The sequence below is a fragment of the Acinetobacter sp. CAU_H_56 genome (genome assembly GCF_058599425.1).
Map to the genome: position 1 here is coordinate 2020185 of NZ_CM178654.1, position 11845 is coordinate 2032029.

General features: G+C 41.5%; 11 protein-coding genes. 6 read left to right on the forward strand and 5 right to left on the reverse strand.

Features of this window, described 5'->3' with window-relative positions; translation table 11 throughout:
• Nucleotides 1-297: 297 nt before the first annotated feature.
• A complete protein-coding gene (locus AC4MCC_RS09625) occupies nt 298-1887 on the forward strand; it encodes an ATP-binding cassette domain-containing protein (protein WP_491885199.1) in 1590 nt (529 codons plus the stop codon).
• 56 nt (nt 1888-1943) lie between these two features.
• Here AC4MCC_RS09625 and AC4MCC_RS09630 read toward each other — a convergent pair whose 3' ends face one another.
• Complete coding sequence (locus AC4MCC_RS09630; protein WP_491885200.1) at nt 1944-3878, reverse strand: acyltransferase family protein; 1935 nt, start codon at nt 3876-3878, stop codon at nt 1944-1946.
• A gap of 271 nt (nt 3879-4149) precedes the next feature.
• Here AC4MCC_RS09630 and AC4MCC_RS09635 point away from each other — a divergent pair, with 271 nt between their 5' ends.
• The 5 genes from AC4MCC_RS09635 (at nt 4150) to AC4MCC_RS09655 (ending at nt 8697) form a co-directional block, all read left to right on the forward strand.
• Nucleotides 4150-4635, forward strand: coding sequence for an NUDIX hydrolase (locus tag AC4MCC_RS09635; RefSeq protein ID WP_491885201.1), 486 nt, complete (start codon nt 4150-4152; stop codon nt 4633-4635).
• A gap of 4 nt (nt 4636-4639) precedes the next feature.
• On the forward strand, nt 4640-5779 hold the full coding sequence (gene mnmA, locus AC4MCC_RS09640) for a tRNA 2-thiouridine(34) synthase MnmA (protein WP_034703632.1): 1140 nt from the start codon (nt 4640-4642) through the stop codon (nt 5777-5779).
• Between the two features lie 7 nt (nt 5780-5786).
• Nucleotides 5787-6518, forward strand: coding sequence for a high frequency lysogenization protein HflD (hflD, locus tag AC4MCC_RS09645; RefSeq protein ID WP_004782648.1), 732 nt, complete (start codon nt 5787-5789; stop codon nt 6516-6518).
• A 57-nt stretch (nt 6519-6575) separates the two neighbouring features.
• The gene (gene purB / locus AC4MCC_RS09650; RefSeq protein WP_034703634.1) at nt 6576-7964 is read left to right on the forward strand and encodes an adenylosuccinate lyase; all 1389 of its coding nucleotides are present in this window, start codon (nt 6576-6578) and stop codon (nt 7962-7964) included.
• A gap of 91 nt (nt 7965-8055) precedes the next feature.
• Complete coding sequence (locus AC4MCC_RS09655) at nt 8056-8697, forward strand: DUF2238 domain-containing protein (protein ID WP_419363487.1); 642 nt, start codon at nt 8056-8058, stop codon at nt 8695-8697.
• A gap of 69 nt (nt 8698-8766) precedes the next feature.
• Here AC4MCC_RS09655 and AC4MCC_RS09660 read toward each other — a convergent pair whose 3' ends face one another.
• The 4 genes from AC4MCC_RS09660 to pstB form a co-directional block, all read right to left on the reverse strand.
• Nucleotides 8767-9006: a hypothetical protein gene (locus tag AC4MCC_RS09660; protein WP_419363485.1), complete on the reverse strand. Its 240-nt coding sequence runs from the start codon at nt 9004-9006 to the stop codon at nt 8767-8769.
• A 62-nt stretch (nt 9007-9068) separates the two neighbouring features.
• A complete protein-coding gene (locus AC4MCC_RS09665) occupies nt 9069-9491 on the reverse strand; it encodes a hypothetical protein (protein WP_262737852.1) in 423 nt (140 codons plus the stop codon).
• Nucleotides 9492-9599: 108 nt separating this feature from the next.
• A complete protein-coding gene (gene sohB / locus AC4MCC_RS09670; protein WP_491885202.1) occupies nt 9600-10562 on the reverse strand; it encodes a protease SohB in 963 nt (320 codons plus the stop codon).
• A gap of 365 nt (nt 10563-10927) precedes the next feature.
• Nucleotides 10928-11842: a phosphate ABC transporter ATP-binding protein PstB gene (pstB, locus tag AC4MCC_RS09675; protein ID WP_166137188.1), complete on the reverse strand. Its 915-nt coding sequence runs from the start codon at nt 11840-11842 to the stop codon at nt 10928-10930.
• Nucleotides 11843-11845: the final 3 nt, after the last annotated feature.

Genomic DNA, 11845 nt, shown 5'->3' on the forward strand with positions numbered 1-11845 from the left:
CTCGTTCAACTTCAAGTCAATCATCTCATATTTTAAAATCCTGAAATTTACTTAAATCAGCCTCAATACAAGGGATGAAAAAATCCTAATTTGATCTATTTTTTAAGCAAGCTTATTTGTATTAAAATAAGGTCCAAATTCCCCTTCTCTTATAAGTGAGTCACGCCAATGAAGTAAGTCTATTTTTCTCATCAACGATTATTTTTAGATTGATGTGCAAAATAGATCGTCTGGCTTGATCTTTTCTAGAAAAAATCCCTTTTTTATTTTGTGCATCCTGTATTTATGAGGTTATTTATGACTCAGCAGGCATGTGTAATATCCACTCTGACTTTAGAATTCCCGTCCAAAGTCATGTTTCAGAATTTAAATTTTACCCTTCCTAAAGCCCAGGTCAGCGCTTTAATTGGCCGTAATGGACAAGGTAAGTCTTTGCTTATGCAGCTTTTGCATCAGGCTCAGCATTCTTCTCCACATTTCTCAGGCCAAGTTTCCTGGCAAATGCATCATGCCTGTCTACCACAATTGCATCGGTTAAAGGCAGCCACAATTGCTGAAGCACTCGAAGTAAGTCAATTACATCGTGCTTTTAAAAATGTGGAACATGGTACAGCCAGTTTCGAGGATTATGAGCTACTTGAGGATAGTTGGCACTTGCCGCATGAATGGCAGCAACTGTTGAGTTCAGCACAATTACCCACAGATCTGGACTTTCCCGTGCAATATTTGAGTGAGGGCCAAAAGACCAAACTTGCTTTATGTAGCTTGTTCTTAAAGCCTGAATATTATTTATTGCTGGATGAGCCAAGCAACCATCTGGATCGTGAAGCACGGACATGGTTAATAGAGTATTTAAAGTTACATCCTGCTGGTGCGTTGATCATTAGTCATGACCGGACTTTACTAGATCAGGTTAATCATATTTATTATTTAAATGAGCATGGATTACAGCACTTTACTGGAAACTATGCGGAGTTTTTTGAACAGTATCAGAAAAATGTCACTTCACTCGAACAGTCAATTCAGCAGAGTCAGCGTGATATTAAACAGATGAAGCACAAGCAGCATGACGTTTTAATGAAAGCACAAAAGCGGGAACGTGCCGGAAACAAATTACGTGATTCGAATTCCCAAGCCAAAGTGCTTTTAGACTTTAAAAAGGAACAAGCTGGTCAAAGTATAGGTAAAGTTCAGGCACAGCACCAACGGCAAATTTTGAATGAACAATCTGAGTTAAAAGTTCAAAAGCAGCAACTTGAAAAGATAAAACCTCAGCTATTTCAATTTCCAGATTTTAAACCACAGTCTGGTGAAATTCTGCGGGTTAAAGAGTTACAGCTTCCTTTTGGTACTCCACAGCCTGTGAATCTTGCTTTAAGTGCAGCTGAAAAAATCCATATTGTAGGCCGAAACGGAATTGGTAAATCCACTTTACTGAAACTGGTCGCCCAACAAAAGCAGCAACCTCTAGATCAAATCTTTCTGGCACGAAGCTGTTTTTATCTGGATCAAAATTTTAGTTTTCTCAATGAGGCACTAAGTGCGATTGAAAATTTAAGGCAGATGAATCCCGATATTCCGGAAGTGGAATGGCGTAATTTATTGGGCCAACTCAGAATTCGTGGTGATAAAGGTACTTATCCTTTGCCTCAGTTAAGTGGTGGTGAAAAGCTGAAAGTGGCGTTATTAGGTCTTAGCCAGGTCTCTCCTCAACCCGAACTTTTATTATTGGATGAGCCAGAAAATCATCTGGATATTGAGTCTAAAGCTTTGTTGGCAAGTGCAATTCAATCTTATACAGGCGCTGTGATTTTAGTTTCACACGATGAACAGTTTGTGCGTGATTGCGGGATCACTGAAGTATTCAATATGAATGGTTTTAATTAAACTTATATACGTAAAAGCTACCTCAATGGATAGCTGATCAATCACAGGAAATAAGCTTATTGATTTGTAGTCACGCTCTCAGAATATAAATTTAATAAGTATTTTGACAATATGGTATTCCCCACAAATAGAGAACCTGATTCACTTAAGTGACCATAATCTACCTGAAGCAGGTCTTCTCCTTGAGCTGCACGAATCCGACATTTGTATTGCTGCTGAACATCATCTTTTTTACATAGATGATCAATGAGAGAGATATAGGTAATTCCCTGAGGATATTGTAATTTTTTCATTTTCTCGTCTACCTGAACTGCTCTTAAGTCCAGTCCGGCATCAAATATAAAATCTTCAGCACTATTCCAGTTTTTCGGTTTCACCATCACTTTCGGAAGCGAAGGTTTCCATTGTGAAATTGGCCCCACAATGACGATATTGGATACGCCAAGCTGAAGTAAACTTTTCCCGATATTTTCCCAATTGGTTTCGTCGTGTTTCAGGGCTTGAGTGATAACCACAATTTTGGGTTTCAGCTCTGCGATGCTCTTTAGTGCCAGTTTATTGGAATAATCACAGGCTTCTTTATAAGCACCTTTATGATAGTTGATCTCGGTTAGCGATGCCCGGCAAATGGAGGAGGTTTTCTGATAAAAAGGGATATCATTGGATTTCAGTAATGTCCTCAGCCCTAAAGAAAGTGCCTCAGCATGAGAATCTCCCCATAAGAACACCCCGCCTTCCTTTTGTTTCGTGATACAGACCGGGTCAGGATCATAACTATTATGCTCAGTCAGGCTCACGTAAGTATCACATTTCAGCCAGTATGCATCCCTTAAATTTTTGAATTTCTCATTATAATAATCTAAGAATTTTGCCTGTTCTGAAGCTGCACCTTGGCGTAGATCTGTATTAAAACCATTAAATATATTTAAAGTAACTCCTAAGTTCATGAGCACTAGAGAAAAATAAAGCGGTTTTATACGGTAAATATCTTTCCACTGGTGATATGAAGGTAATTTAATCTGCTCAATATACTTGTAGCTTAGAAAACCTAACCCTATAGAAAGTGCTATTCCTGCATATACATAATACTCAGGCAATGAGTAGATATAGATCAGAACCACCAAAGGCCAGTGCCAGAGGTAAATAGAATAAGACCAGGTTCCCAACTTTTGAAAAAAAATATTATTGGTAATAACGCTGCCATTTCGATGCGCCTGAATCATCAGGAAGGTACCGATAACAGGAAAAAATGCCAGATAACCAGGCCATAAATCTTCTGCTGAAATGAAGAAATAAGAACCCAGTATAAGTGCCAATCCCGTTCCTTCCAGCAACCTTTTCTTATTTTCCTGCAGGGCCAAAGGGTAAAGATAAGCAATTCCTCCGATCATCATTTCCCAGGCTCTGGTAGGTAACAGGAAATAAGCCGGATTTGGCCATTTGTAGGTAGCGATCACAGATAGAATGAATCCTAAAATCGTTCCCGCTAACAATACAAATTTCATGGTGTGGATGGACATAAACTTGCGCATGGCAATGAGAACGAGCGGATAAATCATATAGAATTGCCATTCGACGGAAAGTGACCAGGTATGTAATAACCACTTTTCGTGAGTGCCTGCCTCAAAATAACCGGATTCCTTCCAGTAACTGATATTGGATAAAAAGGTCATGCTACTCGCGGCATGCTTACCCAATAACTTGTAATCAAAAGGCGTCAAATAAAACCAGCCAAAAATCATTAATACCAGACACAGCACGGCCAAAGCTGGAATAATCCGATTCGCACGAGCCACATAAAATTTCAGAATAGAAAATTTTTCATGTTCTAAATCTTTAAATATGATTCCAGTCATTAAAAAGCCTGAAATCACAAAGAAGACATCTACCCCAACAAAACCGCCAGGCAGCCAGGCCGCATTAAAATGAAATAGCATGACTGCAATCACTGCAATTGCTCTGAGGCCATTGATGTCTGTTCTGAATTTCATTGGAGTCCTGGCCTATAAAGCGTGTTATTTATTTTAATTGTTATGAAATACTGCTAGTTTTTATTAAATTATATTTTAAATCAAATTCTTATATTAAAGCGTAGAATACAGATATTACTGTTTTAGTATTTTATGCACCCATTATATTCTACGCTTTCTTTTTCGCCAAATGCCTTTATTGTTAATCATCTAAATTAAAATCCCGAGTATCGACATAGCCACCGCCGCCTAAATTTTGTAGAATACAGTTTTTATTCCATGGTGCTCCTCTATGACCGCTTGGACTGCTCACGTCACTGTCGCAACTGTCGTCGAAAATAATGGAAAATTCCTCTTCGTTGAAGAACATACTGAAGGTGTCACTCATACCGTATTTAATCAGCCAGCAGGCCATGTTGAGGCAGGTGAAACCATTGTCGAAGCAGCCATTCGTGAAACCATGGAAGAAACCGGCTATCAGGTTAATGTCACTGATCTGATCGGCATCTATACCTATACCCCACCGATGTTCCCGGATCGCACCTATTTCCGTTTCTGTCTGAGAGCAGAAGCCGTCAGCCATGATGAAAATGCTGAACTGGATACCGGTATTGTCGGTGCAGTCTGGATGACGCTGGATGAACTGGTTGAAACCGCACGTGCCCGTAGCCCATTGGTGATTAAAGCCGTGCAGGATGCCCAAGCTGGCAAACGCTATCCTTTATCGCTCATTTACGAGCACCAAAATTCTCCCTTAATTTCAAATTTGGATGCCTAATCCTATGCAACAACGTGTCATCGTCGGTATGTCTGGTGGTGTAGATTCATCTGTGTCTGCAGCTCTCCTCCTTCAACAGGGTTATCAGGTTGAAGGTCTTTTCATGAAAAACTGGGAAGAAGATGACGGCACAGAATACTGTACGGCAATGGAAGATCTTGCCGATGCACAAGCCGTTTGCGACAAGATCGGGATCAAACTGCATACTGCTAACTTCGCAATGGAATACTGGGATCGCGTGTTCGAGCATTTCCTGGCTGAATATGCTGCTGGCCGCACCCCAAACCCGGATATTTTGTGTAATAAGGAAATCAAATTCCGTGCCTTCCTGGATCATGCGATCAATCTCGGCGCTGACTTTATTGCCACCGGTCACTATTGTCGTCGCGGCGAGACCATGACCAATTCACGTGGTGAACAATATGCCCAATTACTGCGTGGTTATGACAATAATAAAGACCAGACTTACTTCCTGCATGCAGTTCATGGTCGTGAAATTAATAAGACCCTGTTCCCTGTCGGCGAAATTGAAAAACCGCAAGTCCGTAAAATTGCAGAAGAATTAGGTCTGGCAACTGCCAAGAAAAAAGATTCTACAGGTATCTGTTTTATTGGTGAACGTCGCTTCAATGACTTCTTAAAGCAATATTTGCCGGCGCAACCTGGAAAAATCGTGCTGGAAGATGGCAAAGAGGTTGGTGATCATCACGGCTTAATGTACTATACGCTCGGTCAACGCGGCGGGATCGGTATTGGTGGTATGAAAGGTGCTGAAGAAGGTGCCTGGTTTGTACTGCATAAAGATATTGAAGGTAACCGTCTGGTGGTGGGTCAAGGTCATGAACATCCACTGATGCAAAGTACCATATTGTGGTCTGAAGCGATTGACTGGGTAGCCGGTGAACAGGATATTCCTGAATCAGGTTTCCGCTGTACGGCAAAAACCCGCTACCGTCAGCCTGACCAAGCGTGTACTATTTTCAAGGATCCAGAAACACCAAACGGTGTTCGTGTTGAATTTGATGAGTCGCAACGTGCTGTGACCCCAGGTCAAAGCGTTGTATTCTACTCAGGTGAAGTTTGTTTAGGTGGTGGCGTGATTCATCATACCAATGCGCCTAAACCTGATTTTATTAAAGGATGATTTCGGCATGACGGAGTTACCGTTTCAACAAGCCACAACGTTGAATGTTCGTCAAAATCGTGCGTTGGCGCTGGCGGGGGTTTTTCAGGCCACCCAGCTGACGCATATGACTGCATTGACGGGACAGCAAAGCATTGGTGAAAGCGGTAATTTCTATTTTGAACAGTTGATTAAAGCCAGTTTAAATATCCGTCCAAGTGGCAAGTTAAATGCCCAGACCTTAGACTTCTTTAATCAGCTGGCCGATATTTCCCTCGGTTTAAAAACCCTGGAGAGCAGCATTACCCAACCTTTTAATACTTCCCCAAAATCCCGACTTCCAAAACTTTCATCGACCAAGCTTCCAATGTCTTATGCCATGGCACTTCTTCAGTTAGAAAAGAAGGTCTATAGTAATCCCAAGTTTGTTGAAATCATCGAACAATCCCAGCAAAAAATCCTCAGACAGCTCTCCTTCTTCGATAACAATTACATGCACCCCAGCATCATTGCCAATCTCGCTCAAACCTATGTCGATACCGCCGGCCAGATCAATCCGCGGATCATGGTGCGTGGCAATGCTGAAGCCTTTAAAGATTCCGGTCATACTAACCGCATCCGTGCTTCACTCTTTACTGGACTGCAGATGGCGCACTTATGGCGTCAGCTTGGCGGCAGTTCATGGGGCATGATTTTTGGCAAGCGCAAGCTGCTACAGGATATCCAAAATCTCGCGCGCTTACAGTTTCAGGTGATCTAAACCATGTTGTTGTACGCGCACCGTTTTTCGTTTAATTCCAAAATCTAGGGAATCGATATGAACGCTTTAACTGCACTTTCTCCATTAGATGGACGCTACGCTAGCAAATGTGATGCGCTGCGCCCTTTTCTTTCTGAGTTTGGTCTGATCCATGCTCGTGTGACTGTTGAAGTGCGTTGGTTACAAGCGCTTGCCAACCGTCCTGAAATCACTGAAGTGCCAGCTTTCTCATCTGAAACCAATGCTGCACTTGATGCCATCGTTGCCAACTTCTCTGAAGAAGATGCCAACCGCATTAAAGAGATCGAACGTACTACAAACCACGACGTGAAAGCGGTTGAGTATTTCCTGAAAGAAAAAATTGCAGGGATTGAAGAGCTAAAAAATGCGGGTGAATTCATTCACTTTGCATGTACCTCTGAAGACATCAATAACCTGTCTCATGCGTTAATGCTGAAAAATGGCCGTGATGTTTTAATCGCATCTATGCAACAAATTATCGATTCAATCGTGGCTTTGGCTGAGACTCACGCTGAACAGCCGATGCTGTCTCGTACCCACGGTCAAACTGCCAGCCCAACCACTTTGGGTAAAGAAATGGCGAACGTGGCTTACCGTCTGGCTCGTCAAATCAAACAGTTCAAAAATGTTGAACTGCTAGGTAAAATCAACGGTGCTGTAGGTAACTACAATGCGCACTACTCTGCTTATCCAGAAATCAACTGGCCTGCTCATTCTCAAGCTTTCGTGGAATCTTTAGGTCTGACTTTCAACCCATATACGACTCAGATCGAACCACATGACTACATGGCGGAACTGTTTGATGCGCTTCGTCGTTTCAACACGATTCTGATCGACTTTAACCGTGACGTTTGGGGCTATATCTCTCTTGGCTTCTTCAAACAAAAACTGAAAGAAGGCGAAGTGGGTTCTTCAACCATGCCGCATAAAGTGAATCCAATCGACTTCGAAAACTCTGAAGGTAACTTGGGTATTGCCAATGCTGTATTGGCTCACTTGGGCGAAAAACTGCCTGTATCTCGCTGGCAGCGTGACCTGACTGACTCTACTGTTCTGCGTAACATGGGCGTTGGTTTTGCACAAAGCTTAATCGCGTTTGAAGCATGCTTAAAAGGTATCGGTAAACTTGAACTGAATGCTGCTCGTATTCTTGAAGATCTTGACCACGCGCAAGAAGTTCTGGCTGAACCTATTCAAACGGTAATGCGTCGTTACAACGTTGAAAAGCCATACGAAAAACTTAAAGCCCTTACTCGTGGTCAAGCCATGACTCGTGACATGATGGTGAGCTTCGTGAATGGTAATGAGCTTGAAGCAGTTCCTGCTGCAGACCGTGCGCGTCTGGCTGAAATGACCCCTGCAACTTATACAGGTAATGCTGCTGACCAGGCAAAACAAATTAAAGACTTAATTTCTAAAATCTAATTTAGATAATTAAGACCAAAAGCGAGGCTCCGGCTTCGCTTTTTTTATTTATAATTATTTTCAACTTTAAAACAAAATGATAGATAACAAGATGATGGATCATCGATTAAGCGGCAAACATTTTATCAGCCTGGGAATTTTGGTAGCTGCGATCATTATTGCCAGCATTCACCCCCTGGAAATGCAATCCTATTTACTGCATCAGACCGGCACTATATTTATGATCGGTATGCTGACTTTCTGCCTGTATAAAATCGGACTGAGTTTCCTTAGTTTTAATCTGTATATTCTGTTTTTATTCATTCATATCGTTGCAGCACATTATCTGTATTCTTATGTACCTTATAATGACTGGATTCAGACACTGTTTGGCTTTGACCTAAATACTCTCATGGGCTGGTCTCGCAACATGTTTGACCGTTTTGTACATCTGGTTTTTGGCCTGTTGCTCTATCCTGTTTTTTATCGACTGTTTCAGGTCTGGTTACCCCAGCAAAAGCCATTCACTATTTTTCTTTTAGTCATTCAATTCGTGATGGCGACTAGTCTGATTTATGAATGGATTGAATGGCTGATCGCCATTGGCTTATCACCCGAACAGGCTGAAAGCTATAATGGCCAGCAAGGTGATATGTGGGACGCGCATAAAGACATGTTACTCGCAACAGTCGGTGCGATGTTTACGGGTGGATTCATGTTGTTTGTATCACATCAAAAAAGCTCATCCAAGTGAGCTTTAATTCTGGAAAACAAGTGAATTAATTTTTCAGATGATGAACCGGAAGATATTTATCGCATGACATTATGCAGGCGGACAATAGCGCACAAAATCATCTTTCATTTTTTGCAATTCATTACCCGTCAATATTTCGCTGTAATAAATAAAATAGGTGGCATCAGGATATTGAATCTCATGTCTGTACATGATTCCACGTAGAGAAACAGGCAACTCTTTAGGAAAATCATCCGCTAAATTCAGTTCTTCAAATTCATAGTTAAAGTAACAATTTTGGATTGCTAAAAATGCTTTAGCCACGGCCATCTTTCTGCTCTTAATGGAAATATGCTGCATTTTAGCTGATGAGCAGTAACCATGGCTGATATTTATGAAGGTTCAATCCACTTAACCAGCTTAGATTCTGCCAAATGCCGATATTTGAACTTATCTAAATATTCAAAGCAGACTTTATGACCTTCAGGAATTTTCTTTAGATGCTTATCAAAAAATAGATGACGATTATATTGAGTACCATCAAAGCGGATGCTGACACGCTCAAAGTAACCACTCCGACGAGCATTGAATTGGTAAAATTGAATCACGCCACAGTCCTCTGATGGAATCACAGGTGGAGCATCTGGCTTTAAAAATGCGTAGAGTAAAAAGATTGAAGTGCCGGGAAGAAAGCTGAGCCAAAATAACATCTTCTTTGATTCATCAGTGGTTAATTTCGCTTCAGAATAGATCATACATAGCATCAGAATGAAAATGATACTGAAGAAGCCGAATAGTAAAAGAAAGGTGAGCATATAAAGGAGAAACCAATATAAGTCAGTTACTTATAGCATAATTGTTTAATTTTAAATCATAAAAAAGCCCACCGAAGTGAGCTTTTAGATTCATAACTGAATAATAAATTAAAGTTTAGGATCGCGCATCTGAACCAGATTTGAATTGGCTTTGGTTAGCGTATCTACCACTTTATTCATCACCGCAGGGATAAAAGAATCTGCAATTTGTGCTGCTTGCAAACCTAGTTTTTCACCCAGCGTTGGTTTTTTACGGGTCTGGATTAAATACACATCATGTTGTGGTAATAGGCCTAGCAGATATTCATCGGAAGTTTGCAGTTTATCTACCAGATTCAGGTCTAGGGCATCCTGACCATACCAGTGTTCACCCGTTGCCACTTTTTCAACATTTAACTGTGGACGATATTTTTCCACGAAGTGTTTAAACAAGGCATGTGTCTGTTGCAATTCTTCTTCAAACTTGGCTTTGCCTTCTTCGGTATTTTCACCAAACATGGTCACTGTACGTTTGTATTGACCCGCAGTATAAAGCTCAAAATCGATCTTGTTTTCTTTCAGCAGACGATTAAAGTTGGGTACCTGTGCTACTACCCCAATTGAACCCACAATTGCAAACGGCGCAGAAATCACTTCATTTGCAATACACGCCATCATATAACCGCCACTGGCTGCCACTTTATCGACACAGATGGTCACATGGAAACCCGCTTCACGTAAGCGCACCAGTTGCGCAGCTGCAAGACCATAACCATGTACCATACCACCCGGACTTTCTAAACGTACAATGATACGATCACGACCAGCTTTTGCTGTAGATAGAATCAGGGTAATTTCTTCACGCAGGTTTTCTACTGCAGACGCAGCCATATCACCTTTAAAATCGAGCACATAGATTTTTTGGTTAGTTTTCTTACGCGCACGTGCTTCTTTAGACAGTTGCTGGCTCAGTTGTAGCAGTTCCAATTTAGAAGCAGTGGTTTGCGCAATTTTTTTTCGTTGTTCATTAATACGCGCATTGAGATGACTAATCCGGATTTCAGCCGGCAGCTTCGGAGTATGAAATAACATAAAAAATCTATTCTCAGTTTAATTTGGGCTATAGCTTTAGATTAGGTCAATATCAACATTTTTCAATAGCTTTATTGCGTTTGTTATTGCTTGCTTCTTGTCTAATAAGTAAAACATACTGATTCGTGATTGCATTGATCGCAAATAATCGGAAATACAGCCAGAACCATCCTGCATGAAAATCCGTGTTATAACTGCATTGATTAGCCACCAGCTTTGGATGAAAAATCGCCACGTCTTGGCTTTTCAAACGGTGTCATGAATAAGAAGCATGAGATAAACCGTAAAATCACTAAAACCACATGGTAGAACAAAAAAAACAGAACCCTAAGATTCTGTTTTTTTAATGCTTAAACAAGCTAATTTTAGCCAAAACGGCCGGTGATATAGGCTTCAGTCAGCTGATGGTCCGGCTGGGTGAAGACTTTCTCGGTTGAGTTCACCTCAATCAGATCACCTAGATGGAAGTACGCGGTACGGTCTGAAACACGTGCCGCCTGCTGCATGGAGTGGGTCACAATCGCAATCGTATATTGCGTTGAAAGCTCAGAAATCAGCTCCTCCACTTTTGCAGTAGCAATCGGGTCCAACGCTGAACAAGGCTCATCCATCAGAATCACTTCAGGCGATACAGCAATGGTACGTGCGATACACAGACGCTGTTGCTGACCACCAGACAGGCCTGTACCCGGCTGATTCAGACGATCTTTCACTTCTTCCCAAAGTCCTGCTTTACGCAGACTATTCTCAACAATTTCTTCCAGATCATATTTGTCCCGGGCCAGTCCATGGAGTTTTGGACCATAGGCCACGTTATCAAAAATAGATTTCGGGAATGGATTTGGTTTCTGGAAGACCATGCCAACTTGGGCACGCAGTAAAACCACGTCCAGGTTAGGGTCATAAATATCCTGATGGTCCAGCATTACTTTACCCGTCACCCGGCAGCTATCAATGGTGTCATTCATGCGGTTTAAGGTCCGCAGGAAAGTTGATTTACCACAACCTGATGGCCCAATAAAAGCGATCACTTCATTTTCATAGATGTTCAGGTCAATGCCTTTAATCGCCTCTGATTCACCATAATACACATGGACATCGGAGGTGCTGAGTTTGACATTGCTAGACTTGGGTGCCTGTGCTGCTTCTGCCTGCTGACCCAATTGAGAGATAAATGAAGTCGCTGGTTTCTGTGCAGCATCATCGGCTGTAAATTGTATTTGCTGTGGATTCACTGATGGATCCTTTTCTAAGGAATTTAAAATTTCAGTTGTATTCATGAT

What these genes read in the sequence shown, in the direction of transcription:
- hflD (WP_004782648.1), top strand. Translation starts at nt 5,787, where the DNA reads ATGACGGAGTTACCGTTTCAACAAGCCACAACGTTGAATGTTCGTCAA.
- sohB (WP_491885202.1), bottom strand. Translation starts at nt 10,562, where the DNA reads ATGTTATTTCATACTCCGAAGCTGCCGGCTGAAATCCGGATTAGTCAT.
- purB (WP_034703634.1), top strand. Translation starts at nt 6,576, where the DNA reads ATGAACGCTTTAACTGCACTTTCTCCATTAGATGGACGCTACGCTAGC.
- AC4MCC_RS09655 (WP_419363487.1), top strand. Translation starts at nt 8,056, where the DNA reads ATGATGGATCATCGATTAAGCGGCAAACATTTTATCAGCCTGGGAATT.
- AC4MCC_RS09660 (WP_419363485.1), bottom strand. Translation starts at nt 9,006, where the DNA reads ATGGCCGTGGCTAAAGCATTTTTAGCAATCCAAAATTGTTACTTTAAC.
- pstB (WP_166137188.1), bottom strand. Translation starts at nt 11,842, where the DNA reads ATGAATACAACTGAAATTTTAAATTCCTTAGAAAAGGATCCATCAGTG.
- AC4MCC_RS09625 (WP_491885199.1), top strand. Translation starts at nt 298, where the DNA reads ATGACTCAGCAGGCATGTGTAATATCCACTCTGACTTTAGAATTCCCG.
- AC4MCC_RS09665 (WP_262737852.1), bottom strand. Translation starts at nt 9,491, where the DNA reads ATGCTCACCTTTCTTTTACTATTCGGCTTCTTCAGTATCATTTTCATT.
- AC4MCC_RS09635 (WP_491885201.1), top strand. Translation starts at nt 4,150, where the DNA reads ATGACCGCTTGGACTGCTCACGTCACTGTCGCAACTGTCGTCGAAAAT.
- AC4MCC_RS09630 (WP_491885200.1), bottom strand. Translation starts at nt 3,878, where the DNA reads ATGAAATTCAGAACAGACATCAATGGCCTCAGAGCAATTGCAGTGATT.
- mnmA (WP_034703632.1), top strand. Translation starts at nt 4,640, where the DNA reads ATGCAACAACGTGTCATCGTCGGTATGTCTGGTGGTGTAGATTCATCT.